The sequence below is a fragment of the uncultured Caulobacter sp. genome (assembly GCF_937900395.1).
GTDB lineage: Bacteria > Pseudomonadota > Alphaproteobacteria > Caulobacterales > Caulobacteraceae > Caulobacter.
In genome coordinates, this window is sequence record NZ_CALCDX010000243.1 from 23,125 (window position 1) to 49,515 (window position 26,391).

Here is a 26,391-nt window from a genome sequence, read left to right on the forward strand (position 1 = left end):
CTTAGGAACCAGACTTCAGGATCTGATGGCCGAACCCTCCACCGCCGCCGAGCCGAAACAGACGTCCCGCAAGACGTGGGGGCGCGAGCGCCTGATCGATCTCGGCCTCGAAGCCGTGTCGCTGTCGATGCTGGCCTTCATCGCCACGGGCCTCGTGGTGTGGTCGGGTCGGCGGGAGATCAGCCGCGAACTGGCGGTCAGCTGGCTGCGCGACCACGGGATCGAGGCCGCCGTCGAGATCGACGACCTCGACGCCACGGGCTTTTCCGGCCGGGTGCGTCTGGGATCGCGCGACAACCCCGTCTTCGCCGCTGACCGGCTGGAGGTCGCCTACGATCTGGCCGCGCCCTGGACCGGCGAGCGGTTCGGCATCCAGACCAAGGCGGTGCGGCTGGTCCGGCCGAGGGTCTTGGCCAGCGTCGACGAAAAGGGCCGCGTCCGCTTCGGCGCGCTTCAGCCCCTGATCGACGAGGCTCTGAAGTCACCCCGGAAGCCCAACGTCCCCGGCCCGGCGATCCTGGTCGAGGACGCGCGGCTGGACCTCGCCACGCCGGGCGGCCGCGTTCGCGTCACCGGCGACGCCAGCCTCGACGACGGACAGCTGCTGCGGCTGGACGGACGTCTGGCGCCGCTGCGCTACGCTGTCCCCGACCTGGCGCTGGCCGCCAAGGGCGCGACGGTCTCGGCCCGCAAGCGCGGCGACCGCCTGACGGTCGAGGTTTCGCTGGCCATAGACAGCCTGGAAACCAAGGACGCGGACCTCGCCGGCGCGGCGGCGAAGCTGTCGGCGGACCTGCCCTACCCGGACTTGGCGGCGATGAAGGCGAGCGGCCCGCTGGAGGCTCGGCTGGCGCTGGCGGCCCGCAATGGCCGGATCGCCGAAACCCAGGCGAGCGATCTCGCCGTCGACCTGAGCTTGGCCGGTCGCTTCGATGGCGGCCTGAACGCCTTCGCGTTCCTCGGCCGGTCGCGCGGCGCGGTGCGGGGCGATCGCCTGTCGGCGCCCGCCTTGGACGCCCGCGCGGCCAGTCTCTCGCTGGACGCCTCGCGGATCACCATTGGCCGCCGGGATGGGCGCACCGCCTTGCGCGGCGCTGTCCAGACCACGCTTGTCGCCGACCAGGCCTTGGCCGGCGGAGTGGCGCTGCGGGGCCTGAAGGCTTCGGCGGATTCTGCCAATCTGGGGTTGGCGGTGGACAATCAGGGCTTCACCGTCAACGGCCCGCTGGCGATCGATGCGAGCGCCCAGCGCCTCGCCAACGGCGGCTTGGCGCTCGGCGACGCGCGGCTGGAGGGGCGAGGCAAGATCGACCAAGGCCCGGGCGGCCTGACCCTGGCCCTAAATGGCTCGGCCGGAGGCCGCAGCGGCGTCTCCGGCCCTGACGCCGAACGCCTGGCCGGGCTGATCCCCAATCCCGCCTATGGCAAGCCTCTGTCCCACGCGCTGCGGACGTTCGAGCTGGCCGCGCCCAGCCTCGGGCTGGACATCCAGGCCGGACGGACGCGCGCGACCCTCGCCCAGAGCGCGACCCTATCGGCTCCGAACGGCGTGAAGGTCGCGGTCGCCGCGCCGAAGGGGCTGCTGCTCGACGCGGGACCGGAGGGCGCGCGCGGCGCGCTGCAGGTGTCGCTGACGGGTGGCGGACTGCCGACGGTCAAGGCGCTGGCGCCGCAGTGGCGGATGGCCGGCGGCGTCCTGACCTCGCCGCTGTCGCTGGCGGTCGACAACTTCGACCTGCCGCCGATCCAGGGCGTCACCGGCCAGGTCGACGGTCAGGCGCGACTGGCGGGCGGCCGCTTCACCCTGACCGCGTCGAAGTGCTCGCCGCTGACCGCCAAGGCCTATGCCTTGGGCGACAACCCGGTCACGGACATCAAGGCCAAGCTCTGCCCGACAAAGGCGCCGCTGGTGCTGGCCGGCGCCGGCGGCTGGAGCGCGAACCTCAAGTTCGAGGACGGCGAAGGCGCCCTCGCCGTGGCTCAGGCCAAACTGCAGGGGATCGAGGGCGAGGCCAGCTTCGGCGGGGCGGGCGGCTTCGATCGCGCCAGCGTCCGGGTCGAACGCGCGGCGGTCACCGACGCCGCCGCCGAACGACGCTTCAATCCGATCCTCGCCAAGGGCCAACTGGCCCTGACGGGCGGTGTCTGGGGCGGGACCTTGCAGACCGCGACGCCGACGGGCGCTCCGCTGGGCGAGATCCGCCTGCGCCATGTCGTGGCGACGGGCCGAGGGCAGGCCGACATCGACGCCTCCAAGCTGGTCTTCGCCAAGGACGGTCTGCAGCCAGGCGACCTCTCCCCGATGGCCGGCTTCGCGCGCGAGGCCAAGGGCCCCGCCAGCTTCACCGGCGTCTTCGCCTGGGATGACAAGGGCGCGACCAGCCGCGGCCGCCTGGTGGCCGACAGGATCGACTTCACCAGCCCGGTCGGCTTCGTCGCCACCCTGGACGGCGCCGTTGACTTCGACAGCCTGGCGCCGTTGACCACCCGGCCGGGGCAGTCCTTGAAGGTCGTGCGCATCGATTCCCTGGTGCCGCTGACGGCGGTGGAGTCGGTGTTCCAGCTCGGCGCCGACGCCCTGCACATCTCCAAGGCGACGTTCGAGGCGGCCAAGGGGCGGATTTCGATCGAGCCGACCGACGTGCCCCTGGCGGCCGACAAGACCATCAAGGGCGTGATCGTGGTCGAGCACCTCGACCTGGGCGAACTGATCGCCGCCTCGTCCCTGGCCGAGAAGGTCAAGGTCCAGGCGGTGGTCGACGGTCGCCTGCCGTTCACCTTCGGGCCCGAGGGCCTGCGCTTCCAGGAAGGCAAGATCAGCGCCATCCAGCCGGGCCGGCTGGAGATCTCGCGCGCGGCCCTGTCCAATGTCGCCGCCAGCCCGAACGATGCGCCCGGCGCGCCGCCCGCCCAGCCGGCCCAGGTCAACGCCATCCAGGACTTCGCCTATCAGGCCATGGAGAACCTGGCGTTCGACCAGTTGGAGGCCGGGGTGAACAGCACCGACAAGGGACGGCTGGGGATCCTGTTCCACATCAAGGGCCGGCACGACCCGAAGGTCCCGGAAAAGGCGCGGGTGGGCATTCTCGACCTGATCCGCGGACGAGCGTTCGACAAGCGTATCGCCCTGCCGGCCAAGACGCCGGTGGATCTCACTCTCGACACCTCGCTGAACTTCGACGAGCTTCTGGCCGACTGGCGAAGCTGGTTCGAGCGCCAGGGCTCGGAGACCTCGAACCGTTCAGGTCCGGTTCAACCGTGACCGGCCACCCTGAACATGAACTGGAGACTAGACGCATGAGAAAGCGCGCCCTCTTGATGGCTCTTGTCGCGACGGGAGCGCTCGGCGCGGCCGCCTGCACCCCGACCGTCCGGGTGAAGGTCGACCCGATCAATATCTACGCCAAGCTGGACGCCGACGTGCGCGTGCGGCTGGACAAGGAAGTCCAGTCGCTGATCCAGCAGAACCCGAACCTGTTCTAAGCAAGGAGGACCGACATGATCCGCAAGACGATGACGGTTCTGGCGCTGGGCCTGGCGATGACCGCCGCCGGCGCGAACCTGGCCCTCGCCCAGTCGGCCGCCGCCAAGGCCGCCGTGGACGCCGGCAAGGCCGCAGGCACGGTTGGCGAGCAGGCCGACGGCTATCTAGGCATCGTGTCGGGCGGCGACGCCGCCCTGCGCGCGGCCGTGGCCGAGATCAACACCGGCCGCGCCGCCGCCTACAAGGACATCGCCGCCAAGACCGGCGTGACGCCCGAGGCCGCCGGCCAGGCCACCGCCAAGCAGCTCTACGGCCGCCTGGCGCCCGGCCAATACTGGAAGCCGCTGGATGGCGGCTGGGTGAAGAAGTAGGCCTCCGAGAGCACGCGCCGGGCGATCAGCGCCCGGCGCGTCCACGTCCGATCAGGCCGCCGCGCGGATGTAATGGGCCGGCTCGGTCCTGAAGCGTCCCACCAGCTGGGCTAGGGCGCGCGCCTCGGTGCTCATGTTCGCCACCGCCGCGGTGGTCTCCTCCACCATGGCCGCGTTCTGCTGGGTGACCTGATCCATCTGGTTCATCGCAGCGTTGACCTGGTTCAGTCCCGTGGACTGTTCCTGGGATGACGCGGCGATCTCGCGGATCAGCTGGTCGATCTCGCTCACCTTCGAGACGATGCCCGCCAGGGCTTCGCCCGTGTCGCCGACCAGGCGCACGCCGCGTTCCACTTGGCTCGTGCTGCTGGCGATCAGGACCTTGATCTCCTTGGCGGCGTCGGCCGAGCGCTGAGCCAGGGCCCGCACCTCTTGGGCGACGACGGCGAAGCCGCGACCGGCCTCGCCGGCGCGAGCGGCCTCGACCCCGGCGTTGAGCGCCAGAAGATTAGTCTGGAAGGCGATCTCGTCGATCACACCGATGATCCGAGTGATCTGGCCCGAGGAGTTTTCGATCTCGCCCATGGCCGCGACGGCCTCCCGGACGACTTGGCCCGAGCGATCAGCATGGCTGCGAGCCTCGCTGGCGGCGGTCGAGGCCTCCAGGGCGCCATCGGCGCTGCGCTTGACCGTGGCGGCGATCTCCTCGATCGCGGCGGCGGTCTCCTCGAGGCTCGCGGCCTGCTGCTCGGTGCGCCGCGACAGATCGTCGGCGGCGCTGGCGATCTCGCTGGAGCCCGACTGGAGATTGTCAGTGGCCTCGGCGATGGCGCTCAAGGCGCCGCGCAGGCTTTCGACCGAGCGGTTGAAGTCGCCCTTGATGCGGTCGTACTGGTCGGGGAAGGCGTCGATCTCGGCCGTCAGGTCGCCATCGGCCAGACGCCCAAGTTTCTCGGCCAGGATGGAGACGACCTGGTTCTGGACTGCGGCCGCTTGCTCGCGCTCGGCGCGGCTGGCTTCCTGCTCGCGGCGCACGGCCGTGATGTCGGTGGCGAACTTGATGACCTTGTAGGGCTTGCCGTCGGCGTCGAACACCGGGTTGTAGCTGGCGCGGATCCACACCTCGGCCCCGCCAGCGCCGATACGCCGGAAGGCGTCGGAAAAGAACTCGCCCGCCCGCAGCCGGTCCCAGAATCGCGCGTAGTCGGCGCCGGCGACCTCGGCGGGGTCCACGAACATGCTGTGGTGGCGGCCGCGGATCTCGTCGATGCGATAACCCATGGTGGCCAGGAAGTTCTCGTTGGCGTCGATGATGGTCCCGTCGAGCTGGAACTCGATCACCGCTTGCGAGCGATGGATCGCCGCGACCGTCGCCTTCAGCTCCGCCGCTTCCGCGCGCAGCGCCCTGCCGCGCTTATCTTCGATGCCAAACATGAACGTACCTCTGAAGTCTGAGACACCGTTCTATGGTGGGATCCTTAAAGCTTGATTATATCGAGTTCGATATTTTCAATTTATATTTGGTTACGCTACATTAAACAAAGCGGACTACTCTAGCGCGCATGGTCGACGATATCGCGCACGCTGAGGCTCCGCTCGCCAAGCCCCGCCCGTTGGAGGAGCATGACGCCGGCTATCAGGAGCTGTACCTGGACAACCAGCTGTGCCTGGCGATCCAGATCGCCGACAGCTTGGTCACCAAGGTCTATCGCGGCCTGCTGGAGCCGCTGGGGCTGACCCATCCTCAGTATCTCGTCCTGATCGCCCTTTGGGAGCGGACCGAGCGCTGCAGCATGGGCGACCTGCGCCGGGGGCTTTGCATGGACACCGGCGCGGTGACGCCGCTGGTCAAGCGCATGGAGGCCGCGGGCCTGCTGCGGCGGTCGCGCGACTCGGCCGACGAGCGCCGGGTGTGGGTTGATCTCACCGACGCCGGCTGGGCCCTGCGCGATCGCGTGCTGGAGGTCCGGCGCAACGTCGTCGCGCGCCTGCCCCTGTCGGACGCCCAGATCGCCACGCTGCGATCGAGCCTGCAATCGCTGAACGCCGCCATGCTGGCCGACAGCCCCCCTTTGCGATGAGCGTCGGCCCCGCCTAGCGCCTAGGGCGCGACGTCCTTAAACACCGACTCATGTCCGCCGCCCGCGCCCGCCTGCTTCCCTACGCCGCCCTGATGGCCGCGATCGTCGTCCTGTGCGTGGGGACGTCCTTCGCCAAGAGCCTGTTCCCGCTCGTCGGCGCCCAAGGCACGACGGCCTATCGCGTGGGCTTCTCGGCCTTGATCCTGCTGCTGGTCTGGCGGCCGTGGCGTCATCCGCTATCGCGCGCGGACCTGGGCCGCATCGCCGCCTATGGCGCGGTGATGGGGCTGATGAACCTCTGCTTCTACATGGCGATTCGCACAGTGCCGCTGGGCCTGGCGATCGCGATCGAGTTCATGGGGCCGCTCGCCGTGGCCGTGGCCAGTTCGCGCAAGTTGATTCACTTCCTTTGGATCGGCTTGGCCGTGCTGGGCCTCGCCCTGCTGCTGCCGGTCGATCCCGGCGCCAAGCCCCTCGACCCGGTCGGGGTCGGCTTCGCCTGCGCGGCGGCGGTGATGTGGGCGCTGTACATCATCCTGGGCAAGCGGACCGGCCACCTGCACGCTGGACGTTCGGTAGCGCTGGGCATGACGACGGCGGCGCTGATCGTCGCGCCGATCGGCGTCATCTCGGCCGGCGCCAGCCTGTTCCACCCGAAGGTGGTGCTGCTGGGACTGGTCGTGGCGGTCTTGTCGAGCGCCATTCCCTATTCGCTGGAGATGATCGCCCTGCGCGGCATCCCCAAGCGAAGCTTCGGCGTCGTGCTGAGCGCCGAACCCGCGGTGGGCGCGCTCGCGGGCCTCGTGATCCTGGGCGAGCATCTCGCGGCCTCTCAATGGCTGGCGATCGTCGCGATCATCGCCGCCTCGGCCGGCGCGATCCTGACCACGCCCGCCGACGCCGTGACCGAGGAGGTCACGCCTTAGGCATCTCCGGCCGAGCCCGCTTCCGCGACATCATGACTCTTGAGCGACTCGCTCAGTGGACTGAAGCTTCGACTCACGTCCGCGTGGAGCGTTGTCGATGACGATCAGTGCGTTCGAGAAACAGCTTATGGGTTATGGCCTGACCACGGCCGAGATCCACTATCACATGCCCGATCACCCCGGCCTGCTGCAGCTTTACGTCTGGCAGGACTACGATCTGGCGCCGAAGTTCCCTACCCTGAAGGGCTTTCTCGACTTCTGGAGCCGCGAGCTGGATGGGGTGCTGCACTCGGTCCGGGTGGCCCACAACAGGCTGATCGGCCCCCGAGAATGGCGGGCCGTGAACGGGGTCTTCACGCTGCAATAGTTTCGCTGGGCTTGCCTCGGACGCTCGTCGCCCGTAACTCCCGGGCGATGAGCGCTGGAGCCAAAATCTGCGGACTGTCGACGCCCGAGACGGTCAAGGCCGCCTTCGACGGCGGCGCGGCCTTCCTGGGCTTCGTCTTCTTCGAGAAGAGCCCGCGCAACCTGACGCCCGAGATCGCCGCGCGGCTGGTCGAGCCGGTTCGGGGCCGGGGCGTGAAGACGGTCGCCGTCACCGTCGATCCCGATGATGCTCTGATCGATCGCCTGATGGCGACGATGCGGCCCGACCTGATCCAGGTCCACGGCAAGGAGACGCCGTCCCGCGTCCGCGAGATCGCCGCCCGGGCCGGTGTCGGCGTGATCAAGGCCTTCTCCGTTTCCTCGTCCGCCCATGTGGACCAAGCCGCCGCCTTCGACGGCGCCGCCGAGTATCTGATGTTCGACGCCAGGCCCGTGGAGGGCTCGGCCCTGCCGGGCGGCACGGGCGCTCGTTTCGACTGGGAACTGCTGTCCGGCCGCCGCTTTTCGCGCCCGCATTTCCTGGCCGGAGGGCTCGATCCGTGGAATGTTGCCGAGGCGATCACGGTCTCGGGAACCCCGCTCGTGGACGTTTCTTCTGGCGTGGAGCGCGGTCCCGGCCTAAAGGACCCGGTCCTGATCTCGGCGTTCCTGGACGCCGTCAAACGCGCCAAAGACTAGACAAGCCCAGCTGGGAAGCTTTCGTGAACGCTCCTGCGAAACCTAACGACTACTCGGCCTATCCGGACGCCAACGGCCGGTTCGGCGACTTCGGCGGCCGCTATGTGGCCGAGACGCTGATGCCGCTGGTGCTCGACCTGGGCAAGGCCTATGCCGACGCCAAGGCCGATCCGGAGTTCCAGGCCCAGCTGACGAGCTACAACACCCACTACGCCGGCCGGCCCAGTCCGCTCTATTTCGCCGAGCGCCTGACCGAGCACTTCGGCGGGGCCAAGATCTATTTCAAGCGCGACGAGCTGAACCACACCGGCTCGCACAAGATCAACAACGCCCTGGGCCAGATCCTGCTGGCCATGCGCATGGGCAAGACCCGGATCATCGCCGAGACGGGCGCGGGCCAGCACGGCGTGGCCACCGCCACCGTCTGCGCGCGCTTTGGCCTGCCGTGCGTCGTCTACATGGGCGCCACCGACGTCGAGCGTCAGAAGCCGAACGTCTTCCGCATGAACCTGCTAGGCGCGGAAGTCCGCCCGGTCAGCTCGGGCACCGGCACCCTGAAGGACGCCATGAACGAGGCGATGCGCGATTGGGTGACCAACGTGCACGACACCTACTACCTGATCGGCACCGCCGCCGGCCCGCACCCTTATCCGGTGATGGTCCGCGACTTCCAGAGCGTGATCGGCGCCGAGGCGCGCGAGCAAATTCTGGAGATGGAAGGCCGCCTGCCCGACGCGGTGGTCGCCTGCATCGGCGGCGGCTCCAACGCCATCGGCCTGTTCCACCCGTTCCTGAACGACGCCGGCGTGCGCCTGATCGGCGTCGAGGCGGCCGGCCACGGCGTCTCCACCGACAAGCACGCCGCCTCGCTGACCGGCGGGCGTCCGGGCGTGCTGCACGGCAACAAGACCTATCTGCTGCAGGACGACGACGGCCAGATCATCGACGCTCACTCGATCTCGGCTGGCCTCGACTATCCGGGCATCGGCCCCGAGCACGCGTTCCTGCACGAGGTCGGCCGCGCCGAATATGTCTCGAGCACCGACGAGGAGGCCCTGGCGGCCTTCCAGCTGTGCTCGACCCTCGAAGGCATCATCCCGGCGCTGGAGCCGGCCCACGCCCTGGCTCGCGTCGGCGAGATCGCCCAGGAGCTGGGCAAGGACAAGATCGTGGTGATGAATCTCTGCGGTCGCGGCGACAAGGACATCTTCACGGTGGCCGAAGCGCTCGGGCGCAAGATCTAGGACCGACCTCGCGTGACCAAAGACCGTATCGACCGCCGCTTCGCGGCGCTGAAGGCCGAGAACCGCGCCGGCTTCGTGACCTACGTCATGGCCGGCGATCCCGACGCCGCCACGACGCTCAGCGTGCTCAAGGGCCTGCCGGCCGCCGGCGCCGACCTGATCGAGCTGGGCTTCCCCTTCTCCGACCCGATGGCCGAGGGCCCGACCATCCAGCGCGCCGCCCAGCGGGGCCTGAAGTCCGGCATGACCCTGCAGGGGACGCTGGACCTCGTCGCCGCCTTCCGCGAAGGCGACGCCGACACCCCGATCATCCTGATGGGCTATCTCAATCCGGTCCTGCACCGCGGGTTCGAAAGCTTCGCCGCCGCCGCCGCCAAGGCCGGGGTCGACGGCCTGATCATCGTCGATTGCCCGCCGGAGGAAGCCGACCCGCTGTCGGACGCGCTGGAGGCCGAGGGCATCGCCCTGATCCGCCTGGCCGCCCCGACCACCGACGACGCGCGCCTGCCGATGGTGGTGCGCCGCACCTCGGGCTTCGTCTATTACGTCTCGGTCGCCGGGGTGACCGGCGTGAAGTCGGCCGACGCGGCCGAGGTCGCGCCCGCCGTCGAGCGCCTGCGCAAGGCCTCGGGCCTGCCGGTGGCGGTGGGCTTTGGCATCCGCACGCCCCACCAGGCCGCCGCCGTCGCCAAGGTGGCGGACGCGGCCGTCGTGGGCTCGGCGCTTGTGGATGAAATCGAATCCGCGGCTCGGTTGAACGAAAACGTGACCGAGAAGGTTCTTCTAAAAGCGTCGGAGCTGGCTAAGGCTGTGCGTTCGGCGCGAGTCGGGACGAAGTGAGGCTCTAAGGCTATGGCTATGGCTGAACCCCAGGACCCGAAAAAGGGCGACAAGAAGCAGGCCGGCGACCGCCGAGGCGGCGGCTGGCTGTCGCGGATCGCCCCCGGCGTGCGCGGCGCCTTCTCCAAGCGCGAGACGCCGGAGAACCTTTGGGTCAAGTGCCCGGACACGGGCGAGATGATCTTCCGCTCCGACCTGGAGGCGGCCCTGTGGGTCACGCCGGCCGGTCGCCACATGCGGATCGGACCGGAAAACCGGTTCAAGTTCACCTTCGATGAGGGCCAGTACGAGGTTCTGCCGAGCCCGTCGGTGGTCGAGGACCCGCTGAAGTTCTCGGACGGCAAGCCCTACAAGGACCGTCTGGCCGCCGCCCGCAAGGCGACCGGCGAACAGGACGCCATGGCCATCGCCTATGGCAAGGTCGGCGGCGTCGACGCCGTGGTGCTGGTCCAGGACTTCGCCTTCATGGGCGGCTCGCTGGGCATGGCCGCCGGCGAAGGCTTCATCGCCGCCGCCAAGGCCGCTCAGGAACGCCAGGTCCCGCTGATCGCCTTCACCGCCGCCGGCGGCGCGCGGATGCAGGAAGGCGCGCTGTCGCTGATGCAGATGGCCCGCACGACCCTGGCGATCAACGAACTGAAGGACGCGGCCCTGCCGTACGTCGTGGTCCTCACCGACCCGACGACCGGCGGCGTCACCGCCTCCTACGCCATGCTGGGCGACGTCCACCTGGCCGAGCCGGGCGCCCTGATCGGTTTCGCCGGTCCGCGCGTCATCGAGCAGACCATCCGCGAGACCCTGCCGCCGGGCTTCCAGCGCTCGGAATATCTGGTCGAGAAGGGCATGGTCGACCGCGTCACGCACCGCAAGGAGCTGCCGCAGGTCCTGGGCTCGATCCTGGGCACCCTGATGATGGGTCGCAACCGCAAGGCGGCCTGAGCGCCGCCTTGGCCGAGCACCTCCGCGCCCATGACGCCGCCCTTGAGCGGCTGAAGGCGCTGCATCCCAAGCTGATCGACCTGTCGCTGGACCGGATGCGGCGACTGTGCGCCGCGCTGGGCGACCCGCAGGACCGCCTGCCGCCGGTGATCCATGTGGCCGGCACCAATGGGAAGGGTTCGACGGTCGCCTATCTCCGGGCCATGGCCGAGGCGGCGGGCCTGAAGGTCCACGTCTTCACCTCGCCGCATCTGGTTCGGTTTTCCGAGCGCATCCGCCTGGCTGGGATCCTGATCACCGACGAGCATCTCGCCGCCGTGCTCGATCGGGTCGAACAGGCCAACGCCGGCCACGAGATCACCTTCTTCGAGATCACCACGGCGGCGGCCTTCGTCGCCTTCGCGGAGGTCCCGGCCGATCTCTGCATCGTCGAGGTGGGGCTGGGCGGAATTCTCGACGCCACAAACGTGATCCAGAGGCCGGCGGTCAGCGTCATCGCGCCGATCGACATCGATCACCGCGAGTTCCTGGGCGACACCATCGCCAAGATCGCCGTCGAGAAGGCCGGGATCATCAAGCCGGAGGCCCCGGTGGTCTCGGCCCGCCAGCAGATCGACGCCGAGGACGTCCTCGACACTAACGCCGCTCTTGCCGGGGTCGAGCTGACCCTGATGGGCCGCGACTTCGACGCCTGGAGCGAGCGCGGGCGGCTGCTGGTGCAGATGCAGGACCGCCTGCTGGACCTGCCCGCGCCCTCGCTGCCCGGCGAGCACCAGTTCGCCAACGCCGGCCTCGCCGTCGCCGCCCTGCTGGCCCTGGGCGACTCGCGCATCGACGAGGCGGCCATGGGGCGGGGAATCGCCGGCGCCGTCTGGCCCGCCCGCTTCCAGCGCCTGACCGCCGGACCGCTGGCCGAGCGCGCCAAGGCGGCCGGCGCGGATCTCTGGCTGGACGGCGGCCATAACCCGCACGCCGGCCGGGCCGTCTCGCGCGCCGTCGCCGACCTCGCCACTCGCGACGGCCGGCCGGTGGCGCTGATCTCGGGCCTGCTGGCCAACAAGGACGCCACGGGCTTTTTCACGCCGTTCCGGGGCGTGGCGGCCAAGGTCTTCACCGTGACCTTCGAGGGACACGCCGCGGCCAGCGCCGCCGAGACCGCCGCCGCCGCCGAGCTGGCCGGCCTGCGCGCCGCCGCCTGCGACGGCGTCGAGGATGCTCTATCGCGCGCGCTTCAGCTGGAGCCGACGCCCCATGTGCTGATCTGCGGCTCGCTGTACCTGGCCGGCGAGGTGCTGGCGATGAGTCCAGAGACTTGGCCGACCTAAGGGCGTAAGGCTGACCTCACGCCGATAGGGCGGCACGGCCCGCCGGACATCCTCGGCGGGCGCGCCCGTCCTGGCAGGAATCGCCGATGGCCAAGGGTCAGAAGAAGTCGAACAAGGAAATCCGCAAACCGAAGGCCGAGAAGAAGCCGCCGCCGCCGCCGACCTCGCCGTTCATCGTGACGGGGAAGAAGTAGGTCCCTTCCTCATCCGAATTCCCCGGCGAATGCCGGGGCCCAGGTACATCCTGAAGGCGTGGGGATCTCGCGCCGTCCGCCCAAACAGGCCGGCAAACCTCGGCGCCTTCGATCTGGGTTCCGGCATTCGCCGGGAAGGTCGGGATTCTACGACAAAAAACGCCCGCCCCGGAGGACCGGAGCGGGCGTCTTCAATTCAGCGGAAGAGGGCGGTTAGGCCGCCTGGACGCCGGCTTCGTTCAGCCATTCCAGGATCTTCTGCTTGGGCATGGCGCCGACCTTCATCGAGGTCATCTGGCCATCGCGGAACAGCATCATGGTCGGGATGCCGCGGACGCCGTAGCGCGACGGGGTCGTCGGGCTGTCCTCGATATTGACCTTGGCGATTGTCACGACGTCGGCCAGCTCTTCCGACAGCTGCTCCAGCGCCGGGGCGATCTGCTTACAGGGACCGCACCATTCGGCCCAGAAGTCGACCAGCACGGGCTTGCTGGCCTTCAGGACGTCGGCTTCGAAGGTGGCGTCGGTCACCGCAACGGTGCTCATGGCTTGCTCCAGTCTGGCGTCGCGCGGCGGGCGCGGAGGACGCGATGAATTCCAAAATGCCCGGATTCGCTCCGAGCGCTTGCGCATAGATGTAGGAGCACGGCGCGGCCCCGGCAACGGCCTTAGGCCAGCCGCGCCAGCGCCTCGGCCATCACCTTTTCTGAAACCGGCATCAGCTTGGGGCCGTCCGTCCACACCAGGGCCGCCTCGATCGCCCGGCCCGGGAACACCTCGCGCAGCACCGCCGCATAGACCGCCATCTGGGCCAGATAGGCGGGATCGGCGTCCTCGATGCGGTCGGGCGAGGGGCGATTGGTCTTGTAGTCGACGACCAGCACGCGGCCTTCGTCCACCACCAGCCGGTCGACGCGGCCGGAGACGGCCAGGCCCTTGGGCAGGTGGGCGCTGGTTCCGGCCAGGGCGACCTCGGCCCGCGAGCCGGGACCGAACACGGCGGCGAAGCGCGCGTCATCCAGCACCCCAAAGGCGGCGGCCGCCATCTCCTCACGCTGCTCGTCCGTCAGGTCACGCTCGGCGGCCAACAGTCGCCGCGCGGCGGCTGGACGCTGGTCGGGCGCGAGGTCGGGCAGGATCTGCAGCAGCTTGTGCACCAGCTCGCCCCGGCGATAGCGGCCCAGGCCCGCGACGCGCGCCAGAGGCGAGGGGGCGGGCACGCGGGCGTTATCCTCGATCCGCGAGGGGGCTGCGTAGCGCGCGGCCGCCGGTTCGGGCGGCGCGGTGTGGGTCATCCACTCCGGCGCGGCGGCGGGGACGCGAATGTCCTCCTCGGCGCGCGGCGCGGGAGTCGGATCGGGGCCGTAGCGCAGGAAGGCGGTCTCGTCCTCGCCGATCGTCCGCACGTGGGGCGCGATATCGGCATGGCCGAAGGCGGCGCGGACGGCCGCATACCAGCCGCCGACCTTGTCGTCCTTGGTGCGGGCGTCGATGCGGCCGCACAGGATCAGGCGGTCGCGGGCCCGGGTCAGGGCCACGTACAGCAGGCGCAGCGCCTCCTGGCCCTCCTTGTCCTCGCGCAGGCGGCGGGCCTTGGCCGAGGCCTCGCAGTCGCCCTTGCTTGAGCCGCACCAGAGCAGCGCCCCGTCCTCGGTGACCAGCAGCGGCGAGCCGCCGGCCCCGCGCTTCACCGTGGTCTCCGGCAGGAAGACGATTGGCGCCTCCAGCCCCTTGGAGCCGTGGGCGGTCATCACCCGCACCTCGCGGCGCGCGCCCTCCATCTCGCGTTTGACGATGATGTCGAGGGCCGCGAAGTCGGCGACCAGGGCCTCGAGATCGCGCACGCCGCGTTGCTCGGCCTCCATCACCTGGGCCAGGAACTCGTCGAGCGCCTCTTCGGCCTCGGCGCCCAGGCGGGTCAGGACCTTGGCGCGGTGCGAGCGGCCGCCGGCGTCAGCGAGGCCCAGCCAGGCGGCGAAGAATTCGAACGGTTGCCGGCGGCGAGCCTCGATCAGGGCCCAGTCCAGCACGGCGCGCGCGGCGCCCCACTCGGGGCGCTCCTCGGACCGTCGCTGAAGCTCCGTCCACAGCGTGGCGCGCCGACCCTTGGCCAGCGCATAGATGTCGTCGTCGGACAGGCCGCAGAATGGCGCCTTCAACAGCGCCGCCAACGTGAGGTCGTCGTCCGGGAACAGGACGAACCGGCCCAGGGCCAGCAGGTCCTCGAAGGCGATGTGGCTGGACAGCGACAGCCGGTCGGCGCCGGCCACCGGCACGCCCCGCCGTTTAAGGGCGCGGATGATCTCCTCGAACAGCACCTTGCGGCGGCGGACCAGGACCAGAATGTCGCCGGCGTGGGCGGCGCGGTGGCGGCCCAGCTCCTTGTCGAACACGGCGTCGCCGCGCTTGAGAATGGCGGCGGTCTCGGCGGCGATGGCTTCGGCCAGGCGCCGGTTGGCGCTGCGCTCGCCTTCGGCGTCCAGCGGCGCCTCCCAGGCCTCGCGCTCCTCGCCGGGCAGCTCGCGGGTCAGCGGCCAGAGATCGACGCAGCCCGGATGACCGTGACGGAACAGCTCGTGGCGGACGAGGTCCTGGCCCACCGGCGGCGGCACGCCCTCCCGCGTCTCGGGATCGGAGAACAGGGCGTCGACGAAGCTCAAGACCTCGCGGGTCGAGCGGTACGACATGGTCAGCGGCACGCCCTTGCCGACGGCGCCGACCGCCTCGATCCGGGCGATATAGCCTTGGGTCTCTTCCAGCAGGCGCGTCGGGTCCGCGCCCTGGAACGAATAGATCGACTGCTTTTCGTCGCCGACGATGAACAGGGTGCGCTCGGCCCGGCGGCCGCTCCAGCCCTCCGAGGTCGCGCCCGCGAAGAAGTCGGCGGTCAGAGCGCGCAGGATCTCCCACTGCTCGGGGGCGGTGTCTTGGGCCTCGTCCAGCAGGATGTGATCGACGCCGCCATCCAGCTTGTAGAGCACCCAGGCGGCCTCGACCTTCTCGGTCAGCAGCACGCGGGTCTTGTCGATCAGGTCGGTGAAGTCGAGCGCGCCGCGGGCCTCCTTCTCGGCCATGTGGCGCTCGATATAGAGGCCGGCCAGCAGCAGGGCGTTCTGGGTGTCCTCGGCCACCTTGGCGGCGCGGACCTGCTCGCGGGCGGCCTCCAGCTTGGCCTGTTCCAGCAGCAGGGCCTCGCGCAGGTCCTCGCGGCTCTTCAGGCCCGAGGTCTTGGCCGGCCAGGTCGCCGGTGTTCCTTCGCCGCTCTCGGTGAACAGGGCGCGCAGGGCCAGCTCCAGCGTGGCGTCCGGGTCGCGGGCCACGGCCGCCAGGGCCTCTGCATATTTGGCGTCCTGCTTGCCGCCGCCATCGAACAACACGGTCGCCGCCGCGCGCCAGGCGCCGAGGTCGAGCCGGGCCATGGCCTTGGCGGCCAAGTCCTCGGCGGAGGTTGGCGCGTCGAAGCCGCAACGGTCCCAGGCGTCGGCGATCGCTTCGGCCAGGCCCCCGCAACGCTGGACATAGGCCATGATCTGGCCGCGTCGCGCTTCGAAGCCGTCGAACATCGCCTCGAAGCTCTGGAAGTCCAGCGCCACCGAGAACCGGGCATAGGCTTCGGCGAAGACGTCGTCGTGCGTGTCCACCCAGTTCGCGACGGCGCGGCGGGCGGCGCGGGCGATGGCGGCGCCGGCCTGGTCGTCCATCACCGTGAAGCCGGGCGAGACCCCAGCCTCCAGTGGGAAGCGCCGCAGCAGCTTCTCGCAGAAGGCGTGGATGGTCTGGATCTTCAGGCCGCCGGGTGTCTCCAGCGCCTGGGCGAACAGGGCGCGGGCCTTCGACAGACGTTCGGCGCCATAGACCTCGCCGTCGCCGACCAGCTTGATCAGCTCGGCGCGCAGGTCGGCGTCGCTGGTCACCGACCACTTGCCCAGCCGCTCGAACAGGCGGCGCTGCATCTCGGCGGCGGCGGCCTTGGTGTAGGTGACGCAGAGGATCGCCTCGGGCGGCACCTTGGCCAGCAAGAGCCGCGCGACCCGGTCGATCAGGGTCTTGGTCTTGCCGGAACCGGCGTTGGCCGTGACGAAGGCCGAGATCGCCGGATCGGCGGCGATGCGCTGAGGGTCGATCATTCACCCTCTCCGTCGTCGCCGCTGGTCGACCATTCGAACACCCGCGCCAAGTGGGCGTAGTCGCCGGGGTGCTCCTTGACGAACTGTGGGGCGACCCGCGAGCGGTAGGGCTCTTCGGGATCGTCATAGCGGGCGACCAGCTTGACCAGGCCGTCCATCGCCTTGCGCGCGGCCTCCTCGCTCTCGCCGTTCGCCAAGGCGCGGAGCTGTTCCTCGCCGGCGGGCCGCCGACCGGTGACGCGGACATAGGTCAGGTCGCCGGGCGCGGGGCTGCCCAGGTCCGGGAAGCCGCCATTCATCAGGATCGCCGCCGTCAGGGTCAGCTGCGGCGAGAAGCCGGTGTCGACCTGCTTCTGCGAGGGCGCGGCGCCCGTCTTGTAGTCGAGGATGTGGGCGGTCCCGTCCGGTGTCGGCTCGATGCGGTCGGCCTTGGCGGTCAGGGTGAAGGGGCGGCCGTTGATCGAGAGCTCAAGCTTGCCCTCGGCCTCGACGATGATCCTGCGCGCGCCGGCGCGGCGATGGCGCTCCCAGTCGGCGACCCACAGGGCGGCCTCGCGGGCCAGGGCTTTCTCGCGGGCGAGAGCGGTCGGCGGCATGCCGGCGTTGACCAGGGCCTCGATATAGAAGCGTTCGAACACCGCGGCCGCGTCGGCGGGCACGGCGTCCGGATAGGTCTCGGCGAATTTTTCGAAGGCCGCGTGGATGGCCGTGCCGCGCGCCCGAGCCTCGACCGGCTCGTCGGGGCGCTCCAGCGGGTAGAGCTTGAGGATGTCGCGCGCCCAGACGGCGTAGGGATCGCGGGTCAGGGCCTCGACGCGAGTGACGGCCATCTTGCGCGGCCGGTCCTCGACCGGTGGGCGCGGTTCAGGGCGTTTGATCGGCGAATAGGGCTCGGGCGCGTCGAGGGCGCGGACCCAGTCCAGTACGTCGTCGCGGCGCGGAAGGGAAAGGCCCGCGCCGGCGGCCAGGGTCTTCAGGCGCCACAGCCAGCGCGACTCGACGGCCGGCGCGCCGCCGCGCCGCTCGCAGTGGACCAGCACCACATCGGGCGCGCTGGCGGCCTGGGCGAAGTCGTGGGCGGTCAGGCCCACGCGCCGTTCGGGCGGCGGCAGGCCCAGGCGCTGGCGCATCGGCCGCGACAGGAACGGATCGATCGGCGCGCCCTGCGGCCAGACGCCTTCCTCCAGTCCCGCCAGCACCAGGCGGTCGGCGCGCACCAGGCGGGCTTCGATCGCGCCCAGGATGCGCAGGCGGGGATGGGTGGCCCCGCCGACGCGGACGGTCTCCTCGTTGACGAGGCGATCGAGGATGTCGGCGAAGGCCTGGGGCGAGGCGTCGGGCAGGGGCTCGCCGTCCTGGATCAGGGCGGCCATTAGCGCGCCCAGGCACTCGCCCGCGCCGCCGGCCCACAGGCGAGGGGGCGCGATCAGCCCTTCCAGCGCCTCGACCAGGGCCTTGGCCGCGTGGCAGGGGCGGGCGTAGCCGTCGGCATAGGGGCTGGCGGCATGGTCGACGGCGGCCAGCACGCGCTCGCAGAGGGCGAGAGCCTCGGGGGCGTCTTTTAACCGCGCGCGCAAAACCTCGGCCGAGCCCGGCGCCGCGCCGCGTAGACCCTTGCGCTCCAGGAGGGCGGCGGCCTCTCCCTCGTCCTCCCCCAACACCAGCGGATGCTTGGCGACGGCCAGCAGGCGCACCGGGTTGAGCGGCTCTTCGACGAGACGCGCCAAGTGCAGGGCCAGGATCGCCGAGCCGGCGGCAGCCAGCGGCGCGCCGGCCGAGCTGTCGGGGATGACGCCCCAGCGCTGCAGGCGGGTCATCACGCGGCGGGCCAGGGTCTGGTCCGGCGTGACCAGGGCGGCGGTCTTGTCTGGCGTCTCCAGCGCCTCGCGCAGGAGCAAGGCGCAGGCGCCGGCGGCCTCCTCCTCGGCGCGCGCGGCGATGACGGAAAAGCCAGTCAGCCCTTCGGCGATCGGGTCGAGGTCCGGGGCCTCGGCGCGCAGAGACGCGATCTGAGCCAGCCAGTCGGCGGTGGCCTCGGCCGGGCGCAGGGCCTCGTTGACGATCCGCCGGCGCCAGCGGCCCCGGCTGTCGGCGTCGGGGACCCAGGCGCGGACGTCGCCGCGCGCGACGCCGGCCCGGTCCAGCAGGCGCTTCATGGCGCCTTGCGGATGCTGCTCGCCCTGCGTCCCCTCGATCCGGGTCCAGGCGCTGTCGGCCAGGTCCTCGTCGAGGCCGGGCAGCACCACGGCGCCCTTCGGCGCGGCGGCCACGACGCGCAGCAGGTCGGCGGTGGCGGGGGCCGTGCCGGTCGATCCGGCCGCGACCAGCACCTCGGTCGGCGGGTTTTCGGCCCACTGTCTCTCCAGCGCGCGCAACAGGCGCACGCGGCGTTCGGAGACGTCGATCAGGCCCAGGTCCTTCAGACGTTCCGGCCAGGCGCGCAGGACGGCCTTCAGGAACCGGGCCGAGACTTGCCAGTGCTGGGCCAGGTCGCCCTCGGCCAGGCCATCGAGCCTGTCCTCGAACTGGATCTCCTCGATCTGGCAGCTGTCGAGGAAGTCGGACAGAGCCTTGGCCAGCTCCAGCGCCTGGACCGGGCCGGGCGTGAACGACAGCAGCCCGCCATGATCGACCACCAGCCGCGCCAGCTCGAACCGGCGACGACGCGAGGCGATGGCGGGCGGCAGGTCGATCGAGAGCTCGCCCGGCTCGAACGGCGGCTCGCCCTCGTCGAGGTCGCCCAGCGGCCGGATCTGCGGCAGCAGCAGGGCCCGCCCGCCGCCGACCGCCAGGAAGGCGTCGGCCAAGGCGCGGGCGCCCCGGCGGGTCGGGGTCAGGACCGTGGCGCGCGGCAGGGCCTCGGGGCCGAGCGGCTCCAGGGCGTTCAGCAGGCCGCGCGCCAGGTCGTCGACGAACGGCCGATGCGCGGGGATCGAGAACCAGCGCGGCCCCGGGCGCTCAAAGAATGGGGCCTGGGCGCTCATGCTTGCGAGAGCCTCGCCTCGGCCGCCAGCTTGGCGTCGGGGTCGCCGACGTGCATCCAAAGGCCATCAGGCGCGACACCGTGGACGCGACGGTCGGCGGCGAGGCGCTTCCAAAGCGGCAGCAGCGAGAACGGCCCGTCCGGACCATCCGCGGTGATCTGGGGCTTGCAGATGTGCACGCCGACATAAACCAGCGGCGCCATCTCGCCGGCGTCCTTGAAGCGGACGACGCCGTCCTCCGCCAGGAACACGTCGCCGCTGTCGTGGAAACCCAGCGAGCCGCTCGTCGAGGCCAGCATCAGGCAGACATCCATCTTGGCCGAGTCCCAGGCGGTCGCGACCGCGTCGACGGCCGCCGCGCCGTGCTCGATCCAGATCGAGTCGATGTTGGCGACGAAGACGGGACCCTCGCCCAGCAGCGGCAGGGCGTGCTTGATCCCCCCGCCGGTCTCCAAGGCTTGCGGACGCTCGTCGGAGATGACGATGCGCGGTCCCAGGCCCTTGGCCTCGCGGGCCTTGAGGTGGGCTTCGACCAGGTCGGCGAAATAGTGGACGTTGACCACGGCGGTCTCGACGCCGGCGGCCGCCAGGCGGTCCAGCATGTGGTCGATCAGGGCCTTGCCGCCGACCTCGACCAGGGCCTTGGGCCGGTCGTTGGTCAGGGGGCGCATGCGGGTGCCGAGGCCCGCGGCCAGCACCATGGCGACTTTAGGCCCGCTCATCGGCGCGTCTCCGACGGAACATGGCGATCGAACCAGGCCTTGAGGTCGGCGAGCGCCGGGTCTGCGAAACAGACGTCCAGATAGACCCACAGGCGCGGGATGAAGTCGGCGTAGCGGGGCTTGCCGTCCCGGGCCACCAGGCGCGCGAAGATGCCCAGGATCCGGATGATGTTTAGCGCGCCCAGCGCGTGGTAGTCGGCCAGGAAGGCGGTGCGATCCAGGTCCGGCCTCGCCGCCAGATAGCGCTCGAGGCACGCCGCCTCCCGCTCGGGCGAGACGGTGCGGCGGGCGTCGTGCAGCAGCATCGACAGGTCCCAGGCCGGGTGGGCCAGGACCGCGTCCTGGAAGTCCAGCATCCCGACCCGCGCCGCCCCAAGGCGCTCCGGCAGCCAGATCAGGTTCTCGGCGTGATAGTCGCGGTGGCAGAAGACCGTCGCTTCGGCCTCGCCCCGCGCGCGGATTGGCGCCCAGATCGCCTCCCATTCCGAGAGGGCGGCGGCGTCGAAGGCGACATCGCGGAACTTCGGCTGCCACTCGATGAAGATGTCGTGGGCCGTCTTCAGGGCCAGATCGTCATAGGTCAGCAGCGGCCAGGTCGAGCCGTCATAGCTGAGCACGCTGGGCGTCGGCGCGGCGTGGATCGCGAGCAAGCCGTCGATGGCGGCGTCGTAAAGCGGCGCTTCATCGGTCCCGGCCTCGATCAGGCGGGCGTAGAGGTCATCGCCCAGGTCCTCCAGCACGGCGAGACCAGCGCCGGCGTCGGAGGCCAGCACCTGGGGAGCCGAGAGGCCCTGGGCGTTCAGCCAGCCGGCGCAGGCGACGAAGGCGTCCACACGGCCGGCGGCCAGGCGCGCCAGGGCGTTGTAGCCCAGCGCCGTGCGCTGTTCCGGCGTCGCGTCCGGCGGACAGGGCGCGGTCTCCACCGACGGCGGCTGGTCCATGAAGATGAAAGTCTCGCTCTCCCGATGCAGGCGCTCGTACGACCGGGTCGAGGCGTCGCCGCCCAGCGGCTGGCGGCGGACGTCGCCGAAGCCGTGGGCCTCCAGGAACGCGGCCTTGGCCGCCTCACGTTCAGAACTCAAGGGAACGTCCTTCGAAACTTCCGTGTCCGACGACCGTCGCGCGTCGCGCGTCGCCGTCCAGGGCGATGTCTATATCGAGCCGATTCGGCGGCAAACGCCCTTCCAGTCGCTGCGGCCACTCGATCAGGGCGACACCGCCGTCCAGCGCCTCATCGAGACCGATCTCATAGGCCTCATCGGGGTCGGTCAGGCGATAGAGATCGAAGTGGGCCAGCGGGAAGCTTGCCGTCTCATAGAACTGAACGAGCGTGAAGGTTGGGCTTGGCACCTCTTCGTCCGGCGTCGTCAGGGCGCGGATCAGGGCGCGAGCCAGGGTCGACTTGCCGGCGCCGAGCGGGCCGGTCAGGCAGAGGGCGTCGCCAGGGCGCAGGGACGCGGCCAGCTGGCGGCCCAGCGCTTGGGTCGCGGCCTCGTCGGCGAGGTGGAGGGTGCTCATGTCCACCCCATAGCGCGTCGCCTCGGCGATGTTGAGGGCGCAAGGCCCTTTCCCCCGCGCCGCGCACGCGCTAACCGCAATGCCCGATGCCGACATCCCTCCGCACCGCCTATCGCGAGCGCCTGGCCCAGGGCGAGATCCGTCCCGACGTCGCCCAGGCCGCCGCCGTCGAGGCCCTGTCCCGCCTGGAAGCCGACCTGGACTCGGCCGGCGAGCCGAACTTCTCTTTCTTTGGCCGCAAGCCCAAGAGCCAGCGCGGCGTCTATTTGTGGGGACCGGTCGGGCGCGGGAAGTCCATGCTGATGGACCTCTTCTTCGACAGCGCGCCGGTCACCAAGAAGCGGCGGATCCACTTCCATGCCTTCATGGCCGAGGTCCACGCCGATATCGACGCCTGGCGCAAGGGCGACGCGGCGGCGCGCAAGGCGCGCTTCGGACAGTCGAAAGGGGATGATCCGATCGCCCCGACCGCCGAGCTGATCGCCCAGAACGCGCGCCTGCTGTGCTTCGACGAGCTTCAGGTCACCGACATCGCCGACGCCATGATCCTGGGCCGATTGTTCGAGGCCCTGTTCGCGCGGGGCGTGACCCTGGTGGCGACCTCGAACCGGCCGCCTGAGGATCTCTACAGGGATGGGCTGAACCGCCAGCTCTTCCTGCCTTTCATCGACATGCTGAAGTCGGCGCTGGACATCGTGGCGGTGCGCGGGCCGGTCGACTTCCGCCTGGATCGCCTACGGGCCGCCCGCACTTGGCTGGCGCCAATCGACAAGGCCAATCAGGCCGAGTTCGAGCGGCTGTGGACCGACCTGCTGGACGGCGCGCCGGAGACCGGCGCGACGCTGGAGGTGCTGGGCCGCAAGATGCGGCTGCCACGCGCGGCGGGCGGGATGGTCCGCGCCTCGTTCGCCAGCCTGTGCCAGCAGGCGCTGGGCCCCCAGGACTATCTGGCCCTGGCCGAGCGCTTCCACACGATCTTCCTCGAGGACGTGCCCTGCCTGACGCCGGCCCGGCGTGACGCGGCCAAGCGGTTCAACACCCTGATCGACGCCCTCTACGAAGCCGACGCCAAGCTGGTCGCCCTGGCCGAGGCCGAGCCCGAGGCGCTGTACCCCGAAGGCGACGGCGCCTTCGAATTCGAGCGCACGGTTTCGCGTCTGCAGGAAATGCGCTCGGCCGACTATGTCTCGCGCGTCCGCGATTAGGAGCCATCGATGTCCGTCAAAGACCGGGTCCGCGTCCGCGAGACCAAGCTGCTCTCCGACAACTGGTACGTCCTGAAGACCACGACCTTCGACTGGAAGCGGCGCGACGGGACCTGGCAAAGCCAGAGCCGGGAGCACTATGACCGGGGCAACGGCGCGGTGCTGCTGCCCTATAACCTGGCCAACCGTACCGTGCTGCTGGTCAAGCAGTTCCGCTATCCGGCCTTCATCAACGGCTACGACGATCTCCTGATCGAGGCGGCGGCGGGGCTGCTGGACGACGCCGAGCCCGAAGTCCGCATCCGCGCCGAGGTCGAGGAGGAGCTGGGCTATCGCCTGGGCGAGGTTCGCAAGGTGTTCGAGGCCTTCATGAGTCCTGGCTCGGTGACGGAGATCCTGCACTTCTTCGTGGCCGAGTACGATGCCTCGATGCGCATCGGCGACGGCGGCGGCCATCCAGACGAGGGCGAAGACATCGAGGTGCTGGAGCCAACGATCGACGAGGCCTTGGCCATGATCGCCGACGGCCGCATCCGCGACGCCAAGACCATCATGCTGCTGCAGCACCTGGCCCTGACGGTGTTCGCCAAGGCTTAGTCGAGATCGCGCGCCAGCGGGGCGTCGAAGCGCACCACCAGGCCATCCTCGGCGTAGTCGAAGGCGATGTGGCCACGTAGCTCGCCGGCGATGCTGCGCTCGATCAGGCGGGAGCCGAAGCCACGCCGCGTCGGTTGTGCGGCGGGCGGTCCGCCGGTCTCGCGCCATTCGAAGACCAGGCTGGCGTCGCCGGTCACCGACCAGGTCAGCAGCAGGCGGCCCGCCGTGGACAGCGCGCCGTACTTGGCGGCGTTGGTGGCCAGTTCATGGAACACCATGCCGAGCGCCAAGGCCACGCGCGCGGGCAGGTGAACGTCTTCGCCCTCCATCACGACGCGTTCAGCGCCGTAGGGGCCCAGTTCCTGGCTGAGGATCTGCCGCAGGCCCGCGCCGGCCCATCGGCTATCGGTCAGGGCGTTGTGGGTCTGGGACAGGGCCAGCAGGCGCGACTCGAAGGCCGCCGCGAACGCCTCGGGATCTCGTGCGCCGCGCAGCGTCTGCTGGGCGATCGCCTGAACTGTCGCCAGGGTGTTCTTGACGCGGTGGTTCAGCTCGTCGAGCAGGAGGCGCTGCCGCTCGTCCGCCTGGACCTGGTCGGTCATGTCGACCCCTTCGACGAACACGCCTGAGGCCGTTCCATCCGGCTCGATGATCGGCTGATAGACGAAGTCCAGGTAGCGCTCCTCCAGCGGCGCGCCGACCTCGCGCTGCAGAGCGACCTTCACGCGACGGCCGACGAAGGCCTCGCGGCTGGTCAGCACGCGGTCGAGAAGATCAACGAAGCCCTGTTCGGCGACTTCGGGCAGGGCTTCGGCTAGAGGCAGGCCCGTCACCTCGCGATGACCGATCAGTTGGGCATAGGCGTTGTTGGCAAGGTCGAAGACGTGGTCAGGGCCGCGCAGCACCGCCATGAAGCTGGGCGCCTGCATGAACAGGTTGCGAAGCTGCCGGCTCTGAGATTGCACCGTCTCGGCCCGGCGCAGCACATCGTCGCCCAGCATGGTCGCCGAGCGTGAGCCGAAGGCCGCCTCCTTGAGGCGCTGAATGGCGGTGACGTCCTGGGTGTGCTGCAGGATGTAGCGGGTCGCGCCCGTCTCGTCAGGGATCGGCGTGTGGGTGGCGCTCCAGATCCTGTCCTCGAATCCCCCGCCGAGATGGGCGGGCCGTTCGATCGCATAGTGGATCAGCGGAAGTTCGGTTACCTCGCCCTTGTCGCGCGCCTGCGCGAGCGAGGCCTCCAGGCTTGCTCGGCTCTCGCCCTCGGACGGGAAGGCGTCGAAAATATACTCGCCCTCAATGTCTTCCCATCGTCTTTGGAGCGTATTCAGATAGGCGGCGTTTGCCGCGACATACCGGTAGTCGCGGTCCAGCAGCATGTAGGGCGAGGGGATGCGATCGAATATCTCGCGAAAGTCGATCGGACCATTCATCTGACGCGCCGCCTACCCCGTAACCCGTTGGGAGCAACGCAAGCTGCGCCTTGCGGTTCCTTCAAGACACCGTCGTTGGGTTTGCGAACGTTTCTCAAGAGAGCGTCGTTTAATTGACAGCTAAGTCCCCGCGCTTAAAAGCGTCCCGCAACGCACAAAGGCTACTGAGGTTGGACCTCCCATGACCGACACGAGCCGGGAGCTGCCCGAGCGCCCGATGTCACCGTACACGCAGGTGTGGCGCTGGCATATTACGATGGCCTGCTCGATCCTACACCGCGGCTGCCTGGTCGCGCTCTATGTGGGCGCCGCCATCCTGGCCGGTTGGGCCGCGGCCCTGGCCGCTGGGCCGAGCGTCTATGCCGGCTATCTGAGCATCCTGGGCTCGCCGATCGGCAAGCTGGTGCTGCTGGGCGAGACCTTCGCGGTCTTCTACACCGTCGCCTATGTCATCCGTCAGTCCTTCTGGGATGTGGGCAAGGGCTTCGCGCCGCGCACCGCCGACATGACGGGCGCCATGTCGATCGCCTTCGCCGTCGTGGCGACGATCGTCACCTGGGTCCTGGCCGGCGCCAACGGAGCGTTCTGATCATGAGCAAGAACGACATCTATCAGCCCCAGCAGTTCCGCACGCCGCTGTCGCGCGCTCGGGGCCTCGGCGCCGCCCGCCATGGCGTCCATCATTTCATCACCGAGCGCGTCTCGGGCCTGGCCCTGGTTCCGCTGCTGCTGTGGGGCGCCTACGCCGCGCTCCGCCTGATCGGCGCCGACCAGCACACCGTCGCCCTGTGGCTGGGCCAGCCGCTGAACGCGGTGCTGTCGAGCCTGCTGCTGCTCGTCGCCCTCGTGCACCTCCAAGGCGCGATGCAGGTGGTGATCGAGGATTACATCCATCGCTTCACGACCAAGACCGCCCTGGTGATCGGAAACCTGTTCGTCTGCGTGATCGCCGGCGCCGTCGGGATCTTCTCGATCCTGAAGGTGGCCCTGACCGTGACCGGAGCCCATTGATGTCGGCCTACAAGTTCATCGACCACAAGTTCGACGTCGTCGTCGTCGGCGCCGGCGGCTCGGGCCTCCGCGCCGCGCTGGGCGCCGCCCAGGCCGGCCTCAAGACCGCCTGCATCACCAAGGTGTTCCCGACCCGCAGCCACACCGTGGCCGCGCAGGGCGGCATCTCGGCCTCGCTGGGCAACATGGGCCAGGACGACTGGCGCTGGCACATGTTCGACACCGTCAAGGGTTCGGACTGGCTGGGCGACCAGGACGCCATCGAATACCTGACCCGCAACGCCCCGGCGGCGGTCTATGAGCTTGAGCATTGGGGCGTGCCCTTCTC

The 26,391-nt window shown here is 69.9% G+C and carries 25 protein-coding genes; 17 read left to right on the top strand and 8 right to left on the bottom strand.

The annotated features are described in order from the left end of the window. The first annotated feature begins 25 nt into the window (after positions 1-25). From Q0379_RS22725 to Q0379_RS22735, 3 genes are read left to right on the top strand one after another with little or no spacing between them, the layout of a single operon-like run. A complete protein-coding gene (locus tag Q0379_RS22725; protein ID WP_299017134.1) occupies positions 26-3,262 on the top strand; it encodes a YdbH domain-containing protein in 3,237 nt (1,078 codons plus the stop codon). 35 nt (positions 3,263-3,297) lie between these two features. Next, positions 3,298-3,483 carry a YnbE family lipoprotein gene (locus tag Q0379_RS22730; RefSeq protein ID WP_299017137.1) on the top strand — a complete coding sequence of 62 codons (186 nt, stop codon included), beginning with the start codon at positions 3,298-3,300 and terminating at the stop codon, positions 3,481-3,483. A 15-nt stretch (positions 3,484-3,498) separates the two neighbouring features. Next, positions 3,499-3,855, top strand: a complete 357-nt coding sequence (locus tag Q0379_RS22735) for a DUF1318 domain-containing protein (protein WP_299017140.1) — start codon at positions 3,499-3,501, stop codon at positions 3,853-3,855. A gap of 51 nt (positions 3,856-3,906) precedes the next feature. Here the strand turns inward: Q0379_RS22735 and Q0379_RS22740 are convergent, their stop codons facing one another. Next, entirely contained in the window at positions 3,907-5,289 is a 1,383-nt protein-coding gene (locus Q0379_RS22740) for a PAS domain-containing methyl-accepting chemotaxis protein (protein ID WP_299017143.1), read from the bottom strand. Positions 5,290-5,417: 128 nt separating this feature from the next. Here Q0379_RS22740 and Q0379_RS22745 point away from each other — a divergent pair, with 128 nt between their 5' ends. From Q0379_RS22745 to Q0379_RS22785, 9 genes are all read left to right on the top strand, one after another. Continuing rightward, positions 5,418-5,936, top strand: coding sequence for a MarR family transcriptional regulator (locus tag Q0379_RS22745; RefSeq protein WP_299017146.1), 519 nt, complete (start codon positions 5,418-5,420; stop codon positions 5,934-5,936). 50 nt (positions 5,937-5,986) lie between these two features. After that, positions 5,987-6,862, top strand: a complete 876-nt coding sequence (locus Q0379_RS22750; protein WP_299017149.1) for a DMT family transporter — start codon at positions 5,987-5,989, stop codon at positions 6,860-6,862. A 97-nt stretch (positions 6,863-6,959) separates the two neighbouring features. Further along, positions 6,960-7,229 carry an usg protein gene (locus tag Q0379_RS22755; RefSeq protein WP_299017152.1) on the top strand — a complete coding sequence of 90 codons (270 nt, stop codon included), beginning with the start codon at positions 6,960-6,962 and terminating at the stop codon, positions 7,227-7,229. 47 nt (positions 7,230-7,276) lie between these two features. Further along, positions 7,277-7,927 carry a phosphoribosylanthranilate isomerase gene (locus Q0379_RS22760; RefSeq protein ID WP_299017155.1) on the top strand — a complete coding sequence of 217 codons (651 nt, stop codon included), beginning with the start codon at positions 7,277-7,279 and terminating at the stop codon, positions 7,925-7,927. Between the two features lie 23 nt (positions 7,928-7,950). Beyond that, complete coding sequence (trpB, locus tag Q0379_RS22765; protein WP_299017158.1) at positions 7,951-9,171, top strand: tryptophan synthase subunit beta; 1,221 nt, start codon at positions 7,951-7,953, stop codon at positions 9,169-9,171. 12 nt (positions 9,172-9,183) lie between these two features. Continuing rightward, positions 9,184-10,011 (top strand): tryptophan synthase subunit alpha, encoded by an 828-nt coding sequence (trpA, locus tag Q0379_RS22770; RefSeq protein ID WP_299017161.1) that lies wholly within the window; start codon positions 9,184-9,186, stop codon positions 10,009-10,011. 12 nt (positions 10,012-10,023) lie between these two features. After that, positions 10,024-10,950 (top strand): acetyl-CoA carboxylase carboxyltransferase subunit beta, encoded by a 927-nt coding sequence (locus Q0379_RS22775; RefSeq protein WP_299017164.1) that lies wholly within the window; start codon positions 10,024-10,026, stop codon positions 10,948-10,950. Between the two features lie 8 nt (positions 10,951-10,958). Continuing rightward, positions 10,959-12,275, top strand: a complete 1,317-nt coding sequence (locus Q0379_RS22780) for a folylpolyglutamate synthase/dihydrofolate synthase family protein (RefSeq protein ID WP_299017167.1) — start codon at positions 10,959-10,961, stop codon at positions 12,273-12,275. Between the two features lie 86 nt (positions 12,276-12,361). Then, positions 12,362-12,469: a hypothetical protein gene (locus Q0379_RS22785; protein WP_299017170.1), complete on the top strand. Its 108-nt coding sequence runs from the start codon at positions 12,362-12,364 to the stop codon at positions 12,467-12,469. Between the two features lie 213 nt (positions 12,470-12,682). Here Q0379_RS22785 and trxA read toward each other — a convergent pair whose 3' ends face one another. From trxA to tsaE, 6 genes are all read right to left on the bottom strand, one after another. Next, positions 12,683-13,015: a thioredoxin gene (gene trxA, locus Q0379_RS22790; protein ID WP_066686019.1), complete on the bottom strand. Its 333-nt coding sequence runs from the start codon at positions 13,013-13,015 to the stop codon at positions 12,683-12,685. Between the two features lie 122 nt (positions 13,016-13,137). Beyond that, a complete protein-coding gene (addA, locus tag Q0379_RS22795; protein ID WP_299017176.1) occupies positions 13,138-16,596 on the bottom strand; it encodes a double-strand break repair helicase AddA in 3,459 nt (1,152 codons plus the stop codon). After that, positions 16,593-19,580, bottom strand: a complete 2,988-nt coding sequence (addB, locus tag Q0379_RS22800) for a double-strand break repair protein AddB (RefSeq protein WP_299017179.1) — start codon at positions 19,578-19,580, stop codon at positions 16,593-16,595. Before addB ends, addA begins: the two co-directional genes overlap by 4 nt. Next, positions 19,577-20,302, bottom strand: coding sequence for an N-acetylmuramate alpha-1-phosphate uridylyltransferase MurU (gene murU, locus Q0379_RS22805; RefSeq protein WP_299017182.1), 726 nt, complete (start codon positions 20,300-20,302; stop codon positions 19,577-19,579). Before murU ends, addB begins: the two co-directional genes overlap by 4 nt. Beyond that, the gene (gene amgK, locus Q0379_RS22810) at positions 20,299-21,384 is read right to left on the bottom strand and encodes an N-acetylmuramate/N-acetylglucosamine kinase AmgK (protein WP_299017185.1); all 1,086 of its coding nucleotides are present in this window, start codon (positions 21,382-21,384) and stop codon (positions 20,299-20,301) included. Before amgK ends, murU begins: the two co-directional genes overlap by 4 nt. Then, positions 21,374-21,820 carry a tRNA (adenosine(37)-N6)-threonylcarbamoyltransferase complex ATPase subunit type 1 TsaE gene (gene tsaE, locus Q0379_RS22815; RefSeq protein WP_299017188.1) on the bottom strand — a complete coding sequence of 149 codons (447 nt, stop codon included), beginning with the start codon at positions 21,818-21,820 and terminating at the stop codon, positions 21,374-21,376. Before tsaE ends, amgK begins: the two co-directional genes overlap by 11 nt. 86 nt (positions 21,821-21,906) lie before the next feature. Here tsaE and zapE point away from each other — a divergent pair, with 86 nt between their 5' ends. After that, on the top strand, positions 21,907-23,025 hold the full coding sequence (gene zapE, locus Q0379_RS22820; protein ID WP_299017191.1) for a cell division protein ZapE: 1,119 nt from the start codon (positions 21,907-21,909) through the stop codon (positions 23,023-23,025). Positions 23,026-23,034: 9 nt separating this feature from the next. Next, positions 23,035-23,622, top strand: coding sequence for an NUDIX domain-containing protein (locus Q0379_RS22825; protein WP_299017194.1), 588 nt, complete (start codon positions 23,035-23,037; stop codon positions 23,620-23,622). Here the strand turns inward: Q0379_RS22825 and Q0379_RS22830 are convergent. After that, positions 23,619-25,052, bottom strand: a complete 1,434-nt coding sequence (locus tag Q0379_RS22830; RefSeq protein ID WP_299017198.1) for an HWE histidine kinase domain-containing protein — start codon at positions 25,050-25,052, stop codon at positions 23,619-23,621. The two genes, Q0379_RS22825 and Q0379_RS22830, sit on opposite strands and share 4 nt — an antisense overlap. A gap of 181 nt (positions 25,053-25,233) precedes the next feature. Between Q0379_RS22830 and sdhC the strand changes: the two genes are divergently transcribed. From sdhC to Q0379_RS22845, 3 genes are all read left to right on the top strand, one after another. After that, positions 25,234-25,641, top strand: coding sequence for a succinate dehydrogenase, cytochrome b556 subunit (gene sdhC / locus Q0379_RS22835; RefSeq protein WP_299017201.1), 408 nt, complete (start codon positions 25,234-25,236; stop codon positions 25,639-25,641). Beyond that, on the top strand, positions 25,608-26,063 hold the full coding sequence (sdhD, locus tag Q0379_RS22840; RefSeq protein WP_197426937.1) for a succinate dehydrogenase, hydrophobic membrane anchor protein: 456 nt from the start codon (positions 25,608-25,610) through the stop codon (positions 26,061-26,063). Before sdhC ends, sdhD begins: the two co-directional genes overlap by 34 nt. Beyond that, the coding region (locus Q0379_RS22845; RefSeq protein WP_299017204.1) for an FAD-binding protein at positions 26,063-26,391 on the top strand (329 nt) is incomplete at its 3' end. The genes sdhD and Q0379_RS22845, both read left to right, overlap by 1 nt.

Coding starts and splice junctions, on each gene's coding strand:
- Q0379_RS22725 (WP_299017134.1), top strand. CDS start 26: ATGGCCGAACCCTCCACCGCCGCCGAGCCGAAACAGACGTCCCGCAAG.
- Q0379_RS22730 (WP_299017137.1), top strand. CDS start 3,298: ATGAGAAAGCGCGCCCTCTTGATGGCTCTTGTCGCGACGGGAGCGCTC.
- Q0379_RS22735 (WP_299017140.1), top strand. CDS start 3,499: ATGATCCGCAAGACGATGACGGTTCTGGCGCTGGGCCTGGCGATGACC.
- Q0379_RS22740 (WP_299017143.1), bottom strand. CDS start 5,289: ATGTTTGGCATCGAAGATAAGCGCGGCAGGGCGCTGCGCGCGGAAGCG.
- Q0379_RS22745 (WP_299017146.1), top strand. CDS start 5,418: ATGGTCGACGATATCGCGCACGCTGAGGCTCCGCTCGCCAAGCCCCGC.
- Q0379_RS22750 (WP_299017149.1), top strand. CDS start 5,987: ATGTCCGCCGCCCGCGCCCGCCTGCTTCCCTACGCCGCCCTGATGGCC.
- Q0379_RS22755 (WP_299017152.1), top strand. CDS start 6,960: ATGACGATCAGTGCGTTCGAGAAACAGCTTATGGGTTATGGCCTGACC.
- Q0379_RS22760 (WP_299017155.1), top strand. CDS start 7,277: ATGAGCGCTGGAGCCAAAATCTGCGGACTGTCGACGCCCGAGACGGTC.
- Q0379_RS22775 (WP_299017164.1), top strand. CDS start 10,024: ATGGCTATGGCTGAACCCCAGGACCCGAAAAAGGGCGACAAGAAGCAG.
- Q0379_RS22785 (WP_299017170.1), top strand. CDS start 12,362: ATGGCCAAGGGTCAGAAGAAGTCGAACAAGGAAATCCGCAAACCGAAG.
- trxA (WP_066686019.1), bottom strand. CDS start 13,015: ATGAGCACCGTTGCGGTGACCGACGCCACCTTCGAAGCCGACGTCCTG.
- addA (WP_299017176.1), bottom strand. CDS start 16,596: ATGATCGACCCTCAGCGCATCGCCGCCGATCCGGCGATCTCGGCCTTC.
- addB (WP_299017179.1), bottom strand. CDS start 19,580: ATGAGCGCCCAGGCCCCATTCTTTGAGCGCCCGGGGCCGCGCTGGTTC.
- murU (WP_299017182.1), bottom strand. CDS start 20,302: ATGAGCGGGCCTAAAGTCGCCATGGTGCTGGCCGCGGGCCTCGGCACC.
- tsaE (WP_299017188.1), bottom strand. CDS start 21,820: ATGAGCACCCTCCACCTCGCCGACGAGGCCGCGACCCAAGCGCTGGGC.
- zapE (WP_299017191.1), top strand. CDS start 21,907: ATGCCGACATCCCTCCGCACCGCCTATCGCGAGCGCCTGGCCCAGGGC.
- Q0379_RS22825 (WP_299017194.1), top strand. CDS start 23,035: ATGTCCGTCAAAGACCGGGTCCGCGTCCGCGAGACCAAGCTGCTCTCC.
- Q0379_RS22830 (WP_299017198.1), bottom strand. CDS start 25,052: ATGAATGGTCCGATCGACTTTCGCGAGATATTCGATCGCATCCCCTCG.
- sdhC (WP_299017201.1), top strand. CDS start 25,234: ATGACCGACACGAGCCGGGAGCTGCCCGAGCGCCCGATGTCACCGTAC.